This window comes from Sphingomonas sabuli (assembly GCF_014352855.1).
Lineage (GTDB): Bacteria > Pseudomonadota > Alphaproteobacteria > Sphingomonadales > Sphingomonadaceae > Sphingomicrobium > Sphingomicrobium sabuli.
This window is the reverse complement of the sequence record NZ_CP060697.1, coordinates 645,773-662,684: the sequence shown is the minus strand read 5'-3', so window position 1 is coordinate 662,684 and position 16,912 is coordinate 645,773. Positions and strand designations below refer to the sequence as shown.

Below are 16,912 nucleotides of genomic sequence, written 5' to 3'. Positions count from 1 at the left end.
GCCGATGAGCGGCCGCCCAATCCTTGCAACCCAAGCCATGCGCGCGGCCGAGCAGGCAGCGATCGACGGCGGCACGCCGATCGAAACGCTGATGGAGCGCGCGGGCGCGGCGCTTGCGGAGGCAATCATACGCTATGCCGGGCCGCAGCCGACGCTGCTGCTGTGCGGGCCGGGCAACAATGGCGGAGACGGCTATGTCGCCGCCCGGCACCTGGCGGGGCGTGGCGTGCCGGTACGCGTCGCGGCGATCGCGGAGCCGACGACCGATGCCGCCAAGGCCGCAAGGGCGGCTTATGAGGGCGCGGTAGAGCCGCTCGGGGACAGCATGGCACCGGCGAAGGTCATGGTCGATTGCCTGTTCGGTACCGGCCTAAAGCGCCCTCTGGACGGTGATGTGCACGCGCAGCTTGTCCGGCTTGGGGAGGCTGCCGGGCTGCGCATCGCCTGCGACCTGCCAAGCGGCGTCGACAGCGACAGCGGCGCGCTGTTCGGCCCGGTCCCGAACTTCGACATGACGGTGGCGTTCGGCGCGCTAAAGCCCGCACACCGGCTGATGCCGGCTATGCCGGCATGCGGAAGGGTGGTGCTCGCCGACATCGGCATCGACACCGGTACGGACTGGGTGGAAATCGGTCCGCCGCAGCTGCCGGGGCTCGATCCCGCGGGTCACAAGTATACGCGCGGGCTGGTGCATTGCCTGGCCGGGAAGATGCCGGGGGCCATCGCGCTTGCCGCCATGGCCGCGGCGCGGTCCGGTGCAGGCTACGTGCGGATTAGCACGTCCCGCCCGATCGACGGGCTGCCCGCTGCAATCGCGCAGATCGACACCGCCGACATGAGCGACGAGCGCATCGGCTGCATCCTCGTCGGGTCCGGAATGGGCGACATTCCGCAGGTGCTGACGCTGGCGCTGACCAGCAAGGCGCCCAAGGTGATCGATGCCGACGGCATCGGCGCGCTCGGCGAACCCGAACGGCTCAAAGGCCAGAATGCGATCATCACGCCGCATGCGGGCGAGTTCGAGACGCTGTTCGGCACCTTGCCAGGAAACAAGGTCGAGCAGGCGCTGGAGGCCTCCCGGCGGTCGGGGGCCGTCGTGATTTACAAAGGTCCGGATACGCTGGTGGCATCGCCGGACGGTCGCGCCGGCTTTGCCCCGCCGGCGCCGGCGTGGCTGGCCAGCGCCGGCACGGGCGACGTCCTGGCCGGCATTGCCGCGGCGATGGTCGCGCGCGGACTTCCGGCGTTCGAGGCAGCCTGCGCTTCGGTGTGGCTGCACGGCCGCGCCGGCGAACTGGCCGGGCCGCACATGGTCGCCGACGACCTTGCCGCGGCCATCCCGTCCGCTCTCGACCTTTTGTGAGCGAACTCGTCGTCCGCATCGCGGCGCGCGGCGATGGCGTCACCGCCAGCGGCCGCCATGTGCCGTTCGGAATCCCCGGCGACGCGGTGCTGGAGGACGGCGCGCTGGCTTTCGGCAAGCATCACCAGCACCCGCCGTGCCGGCATTTCCCGGAATGCGGCGGATGCCAACTGCAGCATGCCGACGATGCGGCCTACCGCGACTATCTGGTTTCGCGGGTGGAAACCGCGCTGGCGCAGCATGCGCTGGAAACCGAAATCCGCACGCCGCATTTGTCTCCACCGCGGTCGCGGCGGCGAGCGACACTCAAGGCGCTGAAACTCGGCAATGGCGTGGCGATCGGCTTTCACGGCGAAAAATCACACCGCATCGTCGACATGCGCGAATGCCACATATTGCGGCCCGAACTGTTCGCCTTGGTCCAGCCATTGCGGGCGCTGCTGGGCACCCTGCTCAAGCCCAAGCGCGGGGCGGAGGTGCAGATGACCCTGTTGCACCAGGGTATCGACGTGCTGCTGCGCCACGTGTCAGCGGAAGGCTTGGCGGCGATCGAGGCGCTGACCGGCTTTGCCATGGCGCAGGGGCTTGCCCGGCTGGCGGTCGATACGGGTGACGGGCCGGAGCCGGTGTACGAGCCGTTACCGGCCAGTATCCGCCTGTCAGGCGCCGATGTGGCCTTTCCTCCCGGAGCGTTTCTCCAGGCGACGGAGGACGGGGAGGCGGCGCTGGTCGATTGCGTGCGCGAGTGCGTCGGCGAAGAGCGGCCCGTGGCCGACCTGTTCGCCGGGCTCGGTACATTCGCGTTGGCGACCCGCGCGGCTTATGCCGCAGAGGCCAGCCGGGACACCGCGGCGGCGCTGAAGCGTGCGTCGCCCGCGACGCTGGTCGAGCATCGGGACCTCTATCGCCGTCCGCTGGACACGACTGAGCTGGGTCGCTTTCAGGCCGTGATCCTCGACCCGCCGCGCGCGGGAGCGGAGCAGCAGGTCGCCCAGCTTGCCGGATCGGCGGTCGGCCGGGTGGCGTACGTCAGCTGCAACCCGGCGACCTTCGCCCGCGACGCGCGATTGCTGATCGACGGCGGCTACGCGCTCGACTGGGTCAGGCCGGTCGGCCAGTTCCGCTGGTCGACCCATGTCGAGCTAGCAGGCAGCTTCTCGCGCTAGATCAGCCCGCAATCGTGCAGGATACGCAAGCCCGCGTGAACCGTCAGGCTCATCAGGCATAGGGTCGACAAGGCAAAAACCGCCAGACGAAGGGGCACGATGTTGACCGTCGCCTGGATGATGCTGTGGACGACCCGCAGGCCGACGTAACCCCAGGCCAGCCAGTAGTTGATGCCATTGCCGAACCCCATCATCGCCAGCGTCAGGCAGATGGCATAAAACAGCGTCGGCTGTTCCATCAGGTGGATGTAGTTGTGCGCCGGCCATTGCGCCTCATCGGGAGCGCGGCCGTCGAGGTTCACGCCGCGCGACCCGCGCGGAATATTGTCCAGCCTGATGCCCATTTTCGCGAATGCCCGGCGGCGGGCGATCGCCATCCACACCAGCATCACCAGCGACCAGGCGACCAGCGCCACGACCGGCGCGAGAATTGGACTGTACGGCATGAAAAACCCTCCCCCGGATTATGCCGGAGGAGGGTGCTTCACTTCTTCAGAATTGGCAATGCGCTCAATCGAGCAAATCGCCCGAGGTCAGTCGAAGAGCTTCGCGAAAGCGCGCTTGGCGCGGTTTTTCCACGCGCCGCGATGATAGGCATCGGACGCCAGCAGGGGCAGCACGCTGGTCGCCTCGGCGAACACCATCTGCTCCATCGCGGTCGATACCTTGCCCCAGCTCGCCGCTTCCTGAAGCGTCGAGGAGGAGCAGGCGCCGTCGCGGACGTCGGCGACGGTGATCTGGATCGCGTACTTGTGCACTTCGACGTCGTCGTGGCCGAGGATTTCGGCACAGACGACCGTGTCCTGCGTGAAGTTCTTCGGCACGCCGCCCCCGATCATCAGCAAGCCGGTCGTGCCCGCCTTGATCTTGATGTCGGTCAGCTCGCGGAAGTCGGCGATGGCGTCGAGCACCATGTAGCGGCCGCCGCGCTTCATCGCGTCGACTTGATGCTTGACGAGGCCGAAGCCGGCCGATGAGTCGACGAACGCCGGGCAGAAGATCGGCACGTCATGTTCGTAGGCGGTCTGGACCAGGCTGTTGGGCTTCTTGGCGTTGCCGTCGGCCAGCCACTTGCCCATTTCCTTGATGAATTCGCGGCTCGAATAGGCGCGCGGCTCAAGGCTGTCGGCGATGCGGCCGATGGTGTGGTCGCAATCCTGCAGCTGCTCTTCGTCGATATAGGTGTCGTAGATGCGGTCGATGTAGAGCGAGCGCAGCGTGTCGTCGTCGGGGATTTCCTTCGCCTGGTAGTGCTTGTGACCAAGCGCTTCGAAGAAATCCATGTCGACGATGGTCGCGCCGGTGGCGACGATGGCGTCGACCATGTTGGACTTCACCAGCTGGGTGTACAGGTCCATGCAGCCGCCGGCCGAGGTCGACCCGGCGATGACCAGGATGATCGAGCAATCCTTGTCCTCGAGCATCGTGTTGTAGATCTTCGCGGCATTGGCGAGATCGCGGCTGGTGAAGCTCATCTTGCCCATCGCCTCGACGATCGGGCGGGCGTCGAAATCGGTAATGTCGATATGTTCGACCGGGCTCGACAACAGCTCCGCCTTGCGGGTGTCGTTGACCTTGCTGGTGTCCTGAACCTTGTTCAGCGTGTCCGTCGTCATTTTATCAAATGCTCCATTGGCACCGTCCCGTGGGGGGCAGCGTCGAAAAGGGCATGTCGTTACTTTGCGGGGGACAGCCTCAACCCCAAGCCCGCACGTGGCGGGCGATTACGCTACAGCGTTACGACGTTCGAACGGGCGACGTCGCGGCTCGATCCGTACAGCGTCGCCATCGGCTCGTCGTCGACCACTTCGACGGCATCGACGCCGAAGCCGTTGAACTGCGTGCGCATCGCGCAGCCATAGGCGCCGAGCATGCCGATTTCGACATAGTCGCCGGCCTGAATGTCGGCGGGCAGTTCGAATGGGCCGGCCATGTGGTCGAGATCGTCGCAGGTCGGACCGTAAAAGCTGAAGCCGACCGGCTTGGCCTTGGAATCCCGCTGCAACGCGACCGGGAAACGCCAGCCGACGTGAGCCGCATCGAACAAAGCGCCGTAAGCGCCGTCGTTGATGTACAGTTCATCGCCGCGACGCTTTTCGACACGGACCAGCAAGCTGGCATATTCGGCGCACAGCGCACGACCGGGCTCACACCACAGTTCGGCCGAATAGCTGATCGGCAGCGCTTCGAACGCCGAGTGGATGATCTGGAAGTAGTTTTCCAGCGGGGGCGGCTCCATGCCCGGATAGGTCGAGGGGAAACCGCCGCCGACATCGACGATGTCGACCGTGATGGCGGCCTCGATGATCGCGTCGCGGACGCGGCCCATCGCATCGGCATAAGCGGCCGGGCTCATCGCCTGGCTGCCGACGTGGAAGCAGATGCCCATGGCATCGGACGCCTGACGCGCGGCGATCAGCAGCTGCTTGAGCTCGGCCGGATCGGCGCCGAACTTGGACGCCAGGCTATACTTGGCGTGCTCCGACGATACGCGCAGGCGCACCAACAGGTTGAGGTCCGACGGGGCGACGCCACCGGTCGAGGTGGCGCGGACGATCTTTTCCAGTTCCTCGATAGTGTCGAGGCTGAAGGTCCGCACGCCATAATCATGATAGGCCTGGGCAATGGCTTCTTCGGCCTTCACCGGGTGCATGAAGCACAGCACTGCCTCGGGCAGCGTATCGCGGACCAGCCGCACTTCGCCCATCGACGCGACGTCGTAATGGGTGATGCCGGCGTCCCACAGGACCTTGAGCAGGTCAGGCGACGGGTTCGCCTTCACCGCATAGAGCGATCGGCCCGGAAACTTCTCGATGAAATAGCGGGCGGCGCGGTGCGCGGCATGGGGACGCAACAGCGTCACCGGCTGCACCGGACGGTCTTGGGCGATGTCGAAAGCCCGGCGCGAGCCGGAAGCGATGTTCGCTAGCCCCAGCGGGCGATGATGCTTGAGCAATTCAAGGGACCTCCAACGGGTAGTTATTTTGAACAAGGGCTGCCTTGCGGTTGGAAGTCCCATGGGGCAGCGGACGCGCGATATATGTGCGGGTGTCCGCATACGCAAGATTTTTTGGAAGGATTGCTACCGTTTCCGAACGGTTGATCCCGCGTGTTGCACGGTCTAGCCAAGCTGTTGCGAAGGAAGGATTTTTGCCTTGAATTCAGTCAGCCTTGACGATGTTCGTGACGCTGCGGGGCGAATTGCCGGGCATGTAGTAGGCACCCCGCTGATCGAATCGTTGATTTCGGGCCACACCGTCTGGCTGAAAGCGGAGTGCCTGCAGACCGGCCATGCCTTCAAATTGCGCGGCGCCACCAACCGGCTGCTGCAGTTGACCGAAGCGGAGCGCCAGGGCGGAGTTGTCGCCTTTTCCTCCGGTAATCACGCCCAGGGCGTGGCCATTGCCGCCAAACGGCTGGGCATACGGGCGATCATCGTCATGCCGGCCGACGCACCGCGGGTGAAAGTAGCGGCGACGCAAAGCCATGGCGCCGACATCGTCTTCTACGACCGGCGGACCGAAAGCCGCGAAGATATTGCGAACGAACTTGCCGAGCGGCGCGGCCTGGTCGTCGTGCCGAGCTTCGACGACCCCGCGATCGTCGCGGGGCAGGGCACGGTCGGGCTGGAGATACTGGAGCAGATGCCGGTCGCGACGAAGCGCATTGTGGTGCCGTGTGGCGGCGGCGGGTTGTCCGCGGGCATTGCCCTGGCCTGCCCAGACGCGGCGATCGCCATCGTCGAGCCCGATGGCTGGGACGACATGCGCCGGTCGTTAAAGCAGGGCGAGATCGTCCCGGTGGAGGACGATGCGCCGCCGACCTTGTGCGACGCACTGCAGACCCCGCGCGTGTCGCCGATCACCTTTGGCATCCTGCGGGACCGCGGAGCCCGGGCGTTGACCGTTAGCGATGCGGAGGTGGAAACAGCGATCCGCTTTGCCTGGGACAAGCACCAGCTGGTGGTCGAGCCGGGCGGCGCAGTTGCGCTGGCGGCCTTGCTGGCGGGAAAGGTCGGGGTCGGCGAAGCGACGGTGGCCGTGCTGTCGGGCGGCAATATCGATCCGGACCTACACGCCGGGATCGTCGGGAGCGCTTAAGCGGCGCCGACCTGCGCGCGATACTCGCCGGGTTCGACGTGTACCGGGCTGGACCGTTCGACGGCCTGCGTCAGCTCTTCAAGCTCTGCGGCGAGCGTCTGCAATTCCGCGGCGAGCACCTTGGGGCTCTGCTGCGCAACGCTGGCGGAGGCATCGATCAGCGTTTCCAGCATCATCGCGATGCACGGCAGGATCGTTTCCTCGATGCGCTCGAAGGCTTCCTCGAGCCGCTGTTGCTGGTGCATTGCGTCCACGCCCTTATTGTGGGGCGCGAGCGGTTAAGCCTTTGTGAAGGGGATGGTGACGGTGGGAACGATTGCGGGCGGAGCCATGGCGCTGGCGATGATCGCCGCTTTCCTGCTCGGCTTTGCCGGCGTCCGGATCCTACTCGGCAAGGCCGACCGGGCCCGCGGCGCGCTGATGCTCGGCGCGGCCGCGGTGCTGGTCGCTAACGTCCTGATTTGGTCGTTATAGCCGGACGCTTGGGGTCGGTCGCCAGCCGCATGTCGAGGTAATCGTCGACGCTCTTCATCAACAGGTCGAGTTCGTTGGCGAAGAAATGGTTGGCGCCCGGGATCACGTCGTGCGTGATGGTGATGTGCTTCTGGGTGCGCAGCTTGTCGACCAGCTTCTGCACCGCACCTGGGGTAACAACCTCGTCGCTTTCGCCCTGGATGATGATGCCGGAGGACGGACAGGGGGCGAGGAAGCTGAAATCGTACATGTTGGCCGGCGGCGCGATCGAGATGAAGCCGCGGATTTCCGGGCGGCGCATCAGCAATTGCATGCCGATCCAGGCGCCGAAGCTGACGCCCGCGATCCAGGTGGTTTCCGCCTCGGGATGGATCTGTTGCACCCAGTCGAGCGCGCTGGCCGCATCGGACAGTTCGCCGATGCCGTTGTCGAACGTGCCCTGGCTCTTGCCGACGCCGCGGAAGTTGAAGCGCAGGGTAGCGAAGCCGCGCCGGACGAAGTCCTTGTACAGCAGCTGGACCAGCTTGTTGTTCATCGTCCCGCCGGCCTGCGGGTGCGAATGAAGGATCATCGCGACCGGCGCGCGCGGACGCGGTCCGGGGTGGAAACGGCCTTCAAGGCGGCCTTCCGGCCCGGGGAAAATGACTTCAGGCATGGATGTGTCGGCTGCTCGCGTAACTGTTGGTCGGGCGCTTCGGCGGGTGCGCCGCCGCGGCGCGTCCTATATAGGGGTGGCGGTACAACTGGCAATCGGCACACGATCACGGCGACATGAGCAAGCGCATCTACCTCGACCATGCGGCGACCACGCCGATCCTGCCGCAGGCGCGCGACGCGATGATCGCGGCGATGGCGGAATGGGCGAACCCCAGTTCCCCTCATGCCGACGGCCGCCGTGCGCGCGGCGCGCTGGAACGGGCGCGCGAGACCATCAGGCAGACGCTGGATTGGCGGCATGACGTCATTTTCACCAGCGGGGCCAGCGAGGCGGTGGCGATCGTTGCCGCCCGGGCACGCGTGCCGGGGCGCATCGTCGGGGCAACCGAACATTCCATCGTGCCGCACGAAATGGGGGCGGACGCGACCGTGGCGGGGGTCGACAACGGCGGACGTATCGATGGCGCGGCGCTGGGCACGGCGCTGGACGCGGGACCGGCGCTCGTCGCGATCCAGCACGTCAACAACGAAACCGGCGTCATCCAGCCGATCGCCGAGATCGCGGAGCAGGTACGCGCAGGCGGGTCCTTGCTGCTGTGCGATTGCGCCCAGAGCGCCGGAAAGATCGCACTGCCCGATGCCGACTTCATCGCCATTTCCGCGCACAAGTTCGGCGGACCGCCAGGCATCGGGGCGCTGCTGGTCAAGGATCTGGCGACGCTGCAGCCGGTCGGCGGGCAGGAACAGGGGTATCGGCGCGGAACGCAGGACGTGCCCGCCTGCGCGGCTTTTGCCGCAGCGCTGGAGAGCCGCGCGTTCGCGGACGCGATGCCCCGGCTGGCCAAGCTCAGAGAGCGGCTCGACGCGGCGATCACAGCGAGCGGCGGCGTGGTCATCGCTGGGACCAGCCCGCGCATCGCCAACATCGGCTCCGTGGCGTTGCCGGGCATCGGCCAGGCGAGCCTGCTGGCCCAATTCGATCTTGCCGGCTTCGCGGTCAGCGCGGGTAGCGCCTGTTCCAGCGGCAAGATGAAGGACAGCGACGTGCTGAAGGCGATGGGAATTGCCGCCGACCTTGCCGGCTCGGTGCTCCGCGTCAGCTTCGGCCCTGCTACCGGCGAGGCGGACGTGGACGCCTTTGTCGACGAATGGCGCCGGATCGCGGCGCGCGGTTCGGCCCGAGCGGCATGATCTATCTCGATTACCAGGCAACCACGCCGGTCGCCCCGGAAGTCGCGGCGGCGATGCGGCCGTGGATCGAGGACAAGTTCGCCAACCCACATTCTCCCTCGCGCTGGGGGCGGGAGGCGGCGGCGACGATCGACGTGGCGCGGCAACAGGTCGCGGGCGCAATCGGCCTGCCGGGCGGCTCTCTGGCTTTTACCGGCAGCGCGACCGAAGCGCTCAACTGGGCCATCAAGGGCACGCTGGAGAGAGCGGGACCCGAGAGACGGCGCATCGTAACCCTGGGGACCGAACATGCCGCGGTGCTCGACAGCTGTGCTTGGCTCGAAGGGCAGGGGGTGGAGGTCACCTACCTGCCGGTCGGCTCGGACGGGCTGGTCGAGCTGGAGACGCTGCGGGCGGCCGTGGACGGCCAGACCGCGCTGGTCGCGGCGATGCTGGTCAATAACGAAATCGGCGTGATCCAGCCGGTGGAGGAAATCGCGCGAATTGCGCACGCCGCCGGGGCAATGATGCTGTGCGACGCGGTGCAGGCGCTTGGACGGGTCGACATTCCGGCGGGGCCGGACCTCGTCGCCGTGTCGGCACACAAGATTCATGGACCGAAGGGCATCGGCGCCTTGTGGATGCGAGATTGCGCCGAACCGGCGCCGCTGATCCACGGTGGCGGGCAGGAACAGGGGCTTCGGTCTGGTACCTTGTCGCCCGCCTTGTGTGTCGGTTTTGGCGAAGCTGCACGCCTGGCCCGGGACAGTGCACAGGACGACGCGGCCCATGTCGCAGGCTTGTGGAACGCGGCACTGAAGTCGCTTGGACCGGAATGGGCGATCAACGGCAGCGTCGATCGACGTTATCAAGGCAATCTCAATATCAGGCGAGAAGGTCTTGATAGCGCACGGCTTTTGTCGGACTTACGGGACATCTGCATGTCGCTGGGCAGTGCCTGTGCCAGCGGTTCCGGACGGCCAAGCCACGTACTGCGAGCAATCGGTCTGAGCGACCGGGACGCCCGCGCGTCCATCCGCCTTGGCTTCGGCCGCTATACGACTGAGGCGGAGCTTGTGGACGCGATCGGCCGCATCGACGAGGCCGCACGGGCTCAGGAGCGCTTTGCCGCGTGACTAGGGTGCGTTTCTACAAGGCCGACGGCACATTGGACCGTGAAGTCGACGCCAAGGCGGGCGACCGGCTGCTGGACGTTGCCTGGGCGGCCAAGCAGCCGCTGGAAGGAGCGTGCGAAGGGATGATGGCCTGTTCCACTTGCCACGTCATCGTCGACACCGCTGACTTCGCGAACTTGCCCGCGGCAAGCGACGAGGAAGAGGACATGCTGGATTTCGCCGCCCATGCGACGCGCACGTCGCGGCTGGCATGCCAGATCTTCCTGACTGACGAGATGGAAAGCCTTAGCGTCCGCATTCCGCCGGCGGCCCGGAACTGGCTCCGCGGCTAGGGCTGGGGTGGGAACCGGAACGACCCGGGACGGAATCGTTGTGGCTGCTTCCTTCCGGACCTGACCAGGTTGGCGACAGCCCCGTCCGCCCGGCTCCCGCGGGCCATATGGGGGCGAATTCGCGCAGAGGCAACCGCTCGCAATGCGCCGCCGCGATGCGTAGAACGGGAGCGATGACCGACGAATCGCCCGCTCTTGGACTGGACCTGCCCGAAGTGGCCGCAGCTTCGCCCTATCGGGTGCTGGCGCGCAAATACCGGCCGCAAAGCTTCGACCAGCTGATCGGCCAGGACGCGATGGTACGGACGCTGGCCAATGCCATCGATCGCGGCCGCATTGCCCACGCGTTCCTGCTCACCGGCGTACGCGGCGTCGGCAAGACGTCGACGGCGCGGCTGATCGCCAAGGCGCTCAACTGCATCGGACCGGACGGACAGGGGCAACCGACCATCGACCCGTGCGGCGTGTGCGAGAATTGCCGGGCCATCGCCGAAGGCCGCCACATCGACGTGGTGGAGATGGACGCCGCGTCCCATACCGGTGTCGACGATATCCGCGAGATCATCGACGCGGTGCGCTACGCGTCGGTTTCCGCGCGATACAAGATCTACATCATCGACGAAGTTCACATGCTTTCGAAGAATGCTTTCAATGCGTTGCTGAAAACGCTTGAGGAGCCGCCTGAGCATGTTAAGTTCCTGTTCGCGACGACCGAGGTCAACAAGGTGCCGGTCACGGTCCTGTCGCGTACGCAACGGTTCGACCTGCGACGCATCCCGCCCGAAAAGCTGGTCGCCCATTTCGATGCGGTGGCGAAGGCGGAAGGGGTCGACGTCGATCCGGACGCGCTCGCGATGATTGCTCGCGCCGCCGAAGGCTCGGCCCGCGACGGCCTGTCCATCCTCGATCAGGCGATTGCTCATGGCGCGGGGACGGTGACCGCCGACCAGGTTCGCGACATGCTCGGCCTGGCCGATCGCGGCCGCATCCGCGACCTGCTTGAGCTGATCCTGCAGGGCGACGTGCCGGGTGCGCTGAGCTCGCTGGACGAGGCGCATGACTTGGGCATGGATCCGGCCTCGATCCTTCGCGAACTAATGGAAGCCCTGCATTCCGCCACGCGTGCCAAGGCCGGGGCGCAGGCGGAAGCCCTGCTATCGGCCGAGCAGCGCGACTTTGCGGACAAGCTCGCCGACGCCTTGAGCTGGGGCAAGATCCACCGGCTGTGGCAGATGCTGCTGAAGGGCCTGGGTGACGTCACTATCGCCCCTGATCCGCAGGAAGCGGCGACGATGGTCGTGTTGCGCCTCATTCATTCCGCCGATTTGCCGGACCCTGCCAGTCTGATCGAACGCATCACGGGCACCAAGGCGGGCGCGCCCACGGCACCGTCCGGCGCCGCGGCGGCAAAGCCCGACCCGGCACCGTCTGCTGCTGCTGCTACAGCCTTGCCGGCCGATTTCCGGGCGCTGGTCGAGCGCGTCGAGGAGCATGGCAAGCACCAGCTGGCGGTCCAGTTGCACGATCAGGTCGGGGTCGTCCGCTATGCCCCGCCGGAGCTGGTGGTGAAGCCGCGGCGGCCTTTAGGCGCCGACTGGCCGCGCGATGTCGCCGCGGTGCTCAAGGAAGCGACCGGGGCGGCGTGGACCGTCACCGTTGCCGACGAGGCGGCCGAGCCGTCGCTGCTGGAGCAGGAAAAGATGGCGGAGGAACAGGTTCGCGCGTCAGTACTTCAGGACACGGCGGTGCGGTCGGCCTTCGATGCCTTCCCCGATGCCGAACTGGAATCCTTCTCACTCAACAAAGGTGCCTGAAATGCCCGAGATGCCGAACCTCGACGAGATCATGAAGATGGCCCAGGAGGTCCAGGCCGAAATGCAGAAGGCCCAGGACAATCTCGACAAGATCGAGGTCGAGGGCGCTGCTGGCGGCGGGCTGGTCAAGGTCCGCGCCACGGCAAAAGGCCGTATCCTGGGTGTCGAGATCGACGAAAGCCTGCTGCAACCGTCGGAAAAGTCGATGGTCGAGGACCTCGTCACCGCCGCGATCAACGACGCCAAGACCAAGGCCGACGCTGCCGCCGGTCCGGAAATGCAGAAGATGACCAGCGGCATTCCGCTGCCGCCGGGATTCAAGCTGCCCTTCTAGGTCCCTTGCCCGGCGCTTCTTTTCCGTCATGATGCATGGCGGAGAGGGAGATGATGGGACTTTTAGGCGCAATGCAGGACTGGCCGATGCGCGTCACTCGGCTGGTCGATCATGCCGAGCGCGAGCATGGCGACGGCGAGATCGTTACCGCATGGGCGGACGGCAACGTCACTCGAACGACCTGGCGCGATGTCGCCAGGGACGCGCGCAAGCTGGCGCAAAAGCTGGAAAATTTCGGCATTCGCAAGGGCGACCGTGTGGCCACGCTGGCGATGAACCACGTCCATCACCTGATCGCCTGGTATGGCACCTGCGGGATGGGCGGGGTGTTGCACACCATCAACCCGCGGCTGTTCCCCGACCAGCTGGAATATATCGCCAACCACGCCGAAGACCGCATCCTGTTCTACGACCGCGCCTTCACGCCGCTGGTCGAGGCCATGAAGCCGCGGTGGACGACCATCGAACAGTATATCTGCATGGATCCCGCCGAGGGCGAGACCGGGTTCAAGGATTGGATCGATACGGAAGACGGCGATTACGTCTGGCCGGAGGGCGATGAGCGCGACCCGTGCGGCCTGTGCTACACCTCCGGTACCACCGGTAATCCCAAAGGCGTCCTTTACGAGCATCGCTCGACGATGCTGCACACGTTTGCGCAGATCAGCCCTGACATCATGGGCTTGTCGAAACAGTCGGTCGTGCTGCCCATCGTGCCGATGTTTCACGCCAACGCCTGGGGCGTGCCGTGGGCCGCGCCGGCGACGGGCGCCAAGCTGGTGCTGTCGGCAGATTACCGGCCCGACGTGATGTGCCGCCTCTTTCGCGAGGAGAAAGTGACCCACTCGGCGGGTGTGCCGACCGTCTGGCTGACGATGATCGAACATATCGAGCGCACCGGCGAAAAGCTGGGCGTGCTGGAGAAGGTGACCATTGGTGGGTCGGCTGCGCCGCGGGCGATGATCCGCTGGCTACGCGATCGCGGGGTCGACGTCGGTCACGCCTGGGGCATGACCGAGACGTCGCCCATCGGCACCTGTGGCGCGCCGCCGCGCGGCTTCGATCAATTGTCCGACGACGATCAGGTGGAGATGATCGCTCGGCAGGGCGCGGTGCCATTCGGGATCGAGCTCCGCGTGGTCGATGACGAAGGCCGCGTCCAGCCGCGCGACGGCATGTCGTCCGGCCGTTTGCAAGCGCGCGGGCCATGGGTGGTGAAGCGCTATTTCAAGGCCGAGGAGGATGCGACCGACGACGAACAATGGTTCGACACGGGCGACGTCGCCGTCCTTCATCCCGACGGAACCATGCAAATCACCGATCGCGCCAAGGACGTGATCAAGTCGGGCGGCGAATGGATCAGCTCTATCGACCTTGAAAATGCCGCAGTCGGCTGTCCCGGCGTGGCCGAGGCGGCGGCGATCGGCATTCCGCACCCCAAGTGGGATGAACGGCCGCTGCTGCTGGTCGTGCGCGGCAAGGACAGCGATGTCGGCGAAGAGGCGATCCGCGAACATTTGCGCGCCAACGTCGCGAAATGGTGGATGCCCGACGCAATCGAGTTCGTCGACGCGCTGCCGCACAGCGCCACCGGCAAGCTGAGCAAGAAGGATATCCGCGCCCAGTTCAGCGATTATCGCTTTGCCGATGCCGCGGAGATGGCCGGACGCGACTAGAAAAACCGCGCTCGACCCACTAACTGGCGCAGCGTTCCCATATTCCTGAAGGATCGAAGCGACCCCATGGCCGCCCAATATGCATATGTGATGAAGGACATGACCAAGTCCTTCCCCGGCGCCGCGAAGCCGGTGCTTAGCCATATCAACCTGCAATTCTATCACGGCGCCAAGATCGGCATCGTCGGCCCCAACGGCGCCGGCAAGTCGACGCTGATGAAGATCATGGCGGGTATCGATACCGAATATCAGGGCGAGGCCTGGCCGGGCGAGAACGTCACCGTCGGCTATCTGCCTCAGGAGCCGGAGCTCGACTCGTCGAAGACGGTGCTGGAGAACGTCAAGGACGGTGCCCGGGACGTCGCCGACATGGTCGACCGCTTCAACGCCATCTCGGCGGAAATGGGCGATCCCAAGGACGATACCGACTTCGACGCGCTGATGGAGGAAATGGGCGAGCTTCAGGGCAAGATCGACGCGGTCGACGGCTGGACGCTCGATAACCAGCTGGAAGTGGCCATGGAGGCGCTGCGGTGTCCTCCGGGCGACTGGTCGGTGGACAAGCTGTCGGGCGGCGAAAAGCGCCGCATCGCGCTCACCCGCCTGCTGATCCAGAAGCCATCGATCCTGCTGCTCGACGAACCGACCAACCACCTCGACGCGGAAAGCGTCCAGTGGCTCGAGCAGCATCTCAAGGAATATGCCGGCGCGGTGCTGATGATCACCCACGACCGCTACTTCCTCGACAACGTCGTCGGCTGGATCCTCGAACTCGATCGCGGAAAATATTTCCCTTACGAGGGCAATTATTCGACCTACCTGGAGAAGAAGGCCAAGCGCCTGGAGCAGGAGGATCGCGAGGAGTCCGGCCGCCAGAAGGCGATCAAGGACGAACTCGAATGGATCCGGCAGGGGCCCAAGGGGCGGCAGGCCAAGTCCAAGGCGCGTATCGCCAAGTTCGACCAGCTTGTGGCGTCGCAGGAGAACCGCAAGCCGGGCAAGTCCGAGATACTGATCCAGGTGCCGGAGCGCCTTGGCGGCAAGGTCATTGAGATCAACAACGTCTCCAAGGCTTATGGCGACAAATTGCTGTTCGAAGACCTTACCTTCACCCTGCCGCCGGGCGGAATCGTCGGCGTCATCGGCCCCAACGGCGCCGGCAAGTCGACGCTGTTCAAGATCATCACCGGGCAGGAACAGCCGGACAGCGGGTCGGTCGATGTCGGCCCGACGGTCCATCTTGGCTACGTCGACCAGAGCCGCGACCATCTCGACGGGTCGAAGAACGTGTGGGAAGAAATCTCCGACGGGCTCGATTACATGAAGGTCAACGGTCACGACCAGTCGACGCGGGCCTATGTCGGCGCCTTCAACTTCAAGGGGCCGGACCAGCAGAAGAACGTCGGCAAATTGTCGGGCGGCGAGCGCAACCGGGTCAACATCGCCAAGATGCTCAAGCGCGGCGGCAACGTCCTGCTGCTCGACGAGCCGACCAACGATCTCGACGTCGAGACGCTCGGTGCACTGGAAGAGGCGATCGAGAATTTCGCCGGCTGCGCCGTGGTCATCAGCCACGACCGCTTCTTCCTCGACCGGCTGGCGACCCATATCCTGGCCTTCGAAGGCGACAGCCACGTCGAATGGTTCGAGGGCAATTTTGCTGCCTATGAGGAGGACAAGGTCCGCCGCCTGGGCGAGGAAGCGACCCGCCCGCACCGCACAACCTACCGCCGGCTCACCCGCTAGCCGCAACCTCGCGGCAATATTGCTCCTGCGTCAGGATGCGCAGCCGGCCCCGGTCGGCGTCGCTGCGCGCTTGCGCCAACGCGGCTTCCAGCGCGACTGCGGTGTCGGGCGCGGTGGCGATGTTGTGCGGATGCAACCAGAGGTGTGCGACGCGACCGGTACGTGCCGCGTCCTTCACCAAGTTCCGCAAGCGTGCTGACGTTACCGATATCGGCACGCGGCGACGCGCGCCGAAGCGCCAGTTCACGAAATGGCCGCAGGGAATCGGAACGACCCCGTTTGTCTTGGCCTTGATCGGCTGCGCCTTGGGGCGGATATCGAATTCAGCAGCGATTCCAGCCAGCCGTCCCGCGACGCCGGCCGGACGCTGCCGCTGTTCGCGATACCCAATGAAGCCATGTTGCGCGAGACGGTCCACATGGCCAACCAGATTCCGCGGATAGACAAGGGTTGTCGGATGCAGGCCGAGCCCTGCGGCCGCATGTTGCGCAGCGGCAAGATCAGCGTCGATATAGGCACCGTCGTCGAGCGGCCGATGGATGAAGCCGTGGCTGGCAATCTCGTGGCGGCCGTCGGCGCGTACCTCTCCGAACGTGCGCGGAAGGTGCCAGCCTTCCGAGCGGCCGGCCTTCATGTCCGCAATGTAGAATTCTAGTCCGGGATATGTCGGCGCGATTGCGGCAAACGCGTCGCGATCGAGCGCGAGCGCCATGACGAAGGCGAACGTAGCCGGAATGTCGTAACGCGCGAACGTCGACAGCAACGTTCGATAGGCTTCCGCGAGTCCCGCGTCGGTCAAATGCGCATGGCCGGGATCGCCCTCACGCGTCATCCCCCATTTCCCCTCGCAATCGAGGGAGACGATGAAGATCCCGGTCCCCATCTTTAGTGCATTCGCTGCGCCTGCCGGAGAGTCAACGATGCCGCGGCCGAACGTGCGAAAA

At 65.6% G+C, this 16,912-nt stretch carries 17 protein-coding genes and 1 other RNA gene; 11 read left to right on the top strand and 7 right to left on the bottom strand.

The features are described from left to right. Positions 1 to 4: 4 nt before the first annotated feature. Both H8M03_RS03360 and H8M03_RS03355 read left to right on the top strand, forming a co-directional pair. Positions 5 to 1,363 carry an NAD(P)H-hydrate dehydratase gene (locus H8M03_RS03360; protein WP_187480347.1) on the top strand — a complete coding sequence of 453 codons (1,359 nt, stop codon included), beginning with the start codon at positions 5 to 7 and terminating at the stop codon, positions 1,361 to 1,363. Next, a complete protein-coding gene (locus H8M03_RS03355) occupies positions 1,360 to 2,529 on the top strand; it encodes a class I SAM-dependent RNA methyltransferase (RefSeq protein ID WP_187480346.1) in 1,170 nt (389 codons plus the stop codon). Before H8M03_RS03360 ends, H8M03_RS03355 begins: the two co-directional genes overlap by 4 nt. Here H8M03_RS03355 and H8M03_RS03350 read toward each other — a convergent pair. The 3 genes from H8M03_RS03350 to H8M03_RS03340 form a co-directional block, all read right to left on the bottom strand. Further along, positions 2,526 to 2,975, bottom strand: coding sequence for an MAPEG family protein (locus H8M03_RS03350; protein ID WP_187480345.1), 450 nt, complete (start codon positions 2,973 to 2,975; stop codon positions 2,526 to 2,528). The two genes, H8M03_RS03355 and H8M03_RS03350, sit on opposite strands and share 4 nt — an antisense overlap. A gap of 87 nt (positions 2,976 to 3,062) precedes the next feature. After that, complete coding sequence (locus tag H8M03_RS03345; protein WP_187480344.1) at positions 3,063 to 4,145, bottom strand: 1,9-bis(guanidino)-5-aza-nonane synthase; 1,083 nt, start codon at positions 4,143 to 4,145, stop codon at positions 3,063 to 3,065. Positions 4,146 to 4,258: 113 nt separating this feature from the next. Next, positions 4,259 to 5,485, bottom strand: coding sequence for a type III PLP-dependent enzyme (locus H8M03_RS03340; RefSeq protein ID WP_246449039.1), 1,227 nt, complete (start codon positions 5,483 to 5,485; stop codon positions 4,259 to 4,261). Between the two features lie 190 nt (positions 5,486 to 5,675). Here H8M03_RS03340 and H8M03_RS03335 point away from each other — a divergent pair, with 190 nt between their 5' ends. Then, positions 5,676 to 6,629 carry a threonine ammonia-lyase gene (locus tag H8M03_RS03335; protein ID WP_187480928.1) on the top strand — a complete coding sequence of 318 codons (954 nt, stop codon included), beginning with the start codon at positions 5,676 to 5,678 and terminating at the stop codon, positions 6,627 to 6,629. Here the strand turns inward: H8M03_RS03335 and H8M03_RS03330 are convergent. After that, on the bottom strand, positions 6,626 to 6,874 hold the full coding sequence (locus H8M03_RS03330) for a hypothetical protein (protein ID WP_187480342.1): 249 nt from the start codon (positions 6,872 to 6,874) through the stop codon (positions 6,626 to 6,628). The two genes, H8M03_RS03335 and H8M03_RS03330, sit on opposite strands and share 4 nt — an antisense overlap. A 52-nt stretch (positions 6,875 to 6,926) precedes the next feature. Here H8M03_RS03330 and H8M03_RS03325 point away from each other — a divergent pair, with 52 nt between their 5' ends. Next, positions 6,927 to 7,103, top strand: a complete 177-nt coding sequence (locus H8M03_RS03325) for a hypothetical protein (protein WP_187481089.1) — start codon at positions 6,927 to 6,929, stop codon at positions 7,101 to 7,103. Here H8M03_RS03325 and H8M03_RS03320 read toward each other — a convergent pair. Next, on the bottom strand, positions 7,078 to 7,758 hold the full coding sequence (locus H8M03_RS03320) for an alpha/beta hydrolase (protein WP_187480341.1): 681 nt from the start codon (positions 7,756 to 7,758) through the stop codon (positions 7,078 to 7,080). The genes H8M03_RS03325 and H8M03_RS03320 overlap by 26 nt on opposite strands. 116 nt (positions 7,759 to 7,874) lie before the next feature. On the opposite strand from H8M03_RS03320, the gene H8M03_RS03315 reads away from it, so the two are divergent. Genes H8M03_RS03315 through H8M03_RS03305 form a run of 3 tightly spaced genes read left to right on the top strand, consistent with a single transcriptional unit; the run spans position 7,875 to position 10,398 of the window. After that, a complete protein-coding gene (locus H8M03_RS03315; protein WP_187480340.1) occupies positions 7,875 to 8,951 on the top strand; it encodes a cysteine desulfurase family protein in 1,077 nt (358 codons plus the stop codon). Beyond that, the gene (locus H8M03_RS03310) at positions 8,948 to 10,066 is read left to right on the top strand and encodes a cysteine desulfurase family protein (protein WP_187480339.1); all 1,119 of its coding nucleotides are present in this window, start codon (positions 8,948 to 8,950) and stop codon (positions 10,064 to 10,066) included. The genes H8M03_RS03315 and H8M03_RS03310 overlap by 4 nt, the downstream gene beginning before the upstream one ends. Then, complete coding sequence (locus H8M03_RS03305; RefSeq protein ID WP_187480338.1) at positions 10,063 to 10,398, top strand: 2Fe-2S iron-sulfur cluster-binding protein; 336 nt, start codon at positions 10,063 to 10,065, stop codon at positions 10,396 to 10,398. The genes H8M03_RS03310 and H8M03_RS03305 overlap by 4 nt, the downstream gene beginning before the upstream one ends. Before the next feature lie 3 nt (positions 10,399 to 10,401). Here H8M03_RS03305 and ffs read toward each other — a convergent pair. Beyond that, an RNA gene (gene ffs, locus H8M03_RS03300) (signal recognition particle sRNA small type) lies at positions 10,402 to 10,499 on the bottom strand. A gap of 72 nt (positions 10,500 to 10,571) precedes the next feature. Here ffs and H8M03_RS03295 point away from each other — a divergent pair. The 4 genes from H8M03_RS03295 to ettA all read left to right on the top strand — a co-directional run bounded on the left by H8M03_RS03295 (position 10,572) and on the right by ettA (position 15,968). Beyond that, a complete protein-coding gene (locus H8M03_RS03295) occupies positions 10,572 to 12,212 on the top strand; it encodes a DNA polymerase III subunit gamma/tau (protein WP_187480337.1) in 1,641 nt (546 codons plus the stop codon). 10 nt (positions 12,213 to 12,222) lie between these two features. Then, on the top strand, positions 12,223 to 12,546 hold the full coding sequence (locus H8M03_RS03290) for a YbaB/EbfC family nucleoid-associated protein (protein ID WP_187480927.1): 324 nt from the start codon (positions 12,223 to 12,225) through the stop codon (positions 12,544 to 12,546). Between the two features lie 71 nt (positions 12,547 to 12,617). Then, positions 12,618 to 14,222: a long-chain fatty acid--CoA ligase gene (locus tag H8M03_RS03285; RefSeq protein WP_246449037.1), complete on the top strand. Its 1,605-nt coding sequence runs from the start codon at positions 12,618 to 12,620 to the stop codon at positions 14,220 to 14,222. Between the two features lie 66 nt (positions 14,223 to 14,288). Beyond that, positions 14,289 to 15,968 (top strand): energy-dependent translational throttle protein EttA, encoded by a 1,680-nt coding sequence (gene ettA, locus H8M03_RS03280; protein ID WP_187480336.1) that lies wholly within the window; start codon positions 14,289 to 14,291, stop codon positions 15,966 to 15,968. Here the strand turns inward: ettA and H8M03_RS03275 are convergent. Beyond that, entirely contained in the window at positions 15,958 to 16,851 is an 894-nt protein-coding gene (locus H8M03_RS03275; RefSeq protein WP_187480335.1) for a polysaccharide deacetylase family protein, read from the bottom strand. The two genes, ettA and H8M03_RS03275, sit on opposite strands and share 11 nt — an antisense overlap. Positions 16,852 to 16,912: the final 61 nt, after the last annotated feature.

Coding starts and splice junctions, on each gene's coding strand:
- H8M03_RS03315 (WP_187480340.1), top strand. CDS start 7,875: ATGAGCAAGCGCATCTACCTCGACCATGCGGCGACCACGCCGATCCTG.
- H8M03_RS03330 (WP_187480342.1), bottom strand. CDS start 6,874: ATGCACCAGCAACAGCGGCTCGAGGAAGCCTTCGAGCGCATCGAGGAA.
- H8M03_RS03310 (WP_187480339.1), top strand. CDS start 8,948: ATGATCTATCTCGATTACCAGGCAACCACGCCGGTCGCCCCGGAAGTC.
- H8M03_RS03345 (WP_187480344.1), bottom strand. CDS start 4,145: ATGACGACGGACACGCTGAACAAGGTTCAGGACACCAGCAAGGTCAAC.
- H8M03_RS03285 (WP_246449037.1), top strand. CDS start 12,618: ATGCAGGACTGGCCGATGCGCGTCACTCGGCTGGTCGATCATGCCGAG.
- ettA (WP_187480336.1), top strand. CDS start 14,289: ATGGCCGCCCAATATGCATATGTGATGAAGGACATGACCAAGTCCTTC.
- H8M03_RS03290 (WP_187480927.1), top strand. CDS start 12,223: ATGCCGAACCTCGACGAGATCATGAAGATGGCCCAGGAGGTCCAGGCC.
- H8M03_RS03350 (WP_187480345.1), bottom strand. CDS start 2,975: ATGCCGTACAGTCCAATTCTCGCGCCGGTCGTGGCGCTGGTCGCCTGG.
- H8M03_RS03320 (WP_187480341.1), bottom strand. CDS start 7,758: ATGCCTGAAGTCATTTTCCCCGGGCCGGAAGGCCGCCTTGAAGGCCGT.
- H8M03_RS03295 (WP_187480337.1), top strand. CDS start 10,572: ATGACCGACGAATCGCCCGCTCTTGGACTGGACCTGCCCGAAGTGGCC.
- H8M03_RS03325 (WP_187481089.1), top strand. CDS start 6,927: ATGGTGACGGTGGGAACGATTGCGGGCGGAGCCATGGCGCTGGCGATG.
- H8M03_RS03360 (WP_187480347.1), top strand. CDS start 5: ATGAGCGGCCGCCCAATCCTTGCAACCCAAGCCATGCGCGCGGCCGAG.
- H8M03_RS03275 (WP_187480335.1), bottom strand. CDS start 16,851: ATGGGGACCGGGATCTTCATCGTCTCCCTCGATTGCGAGGGGAAATGG.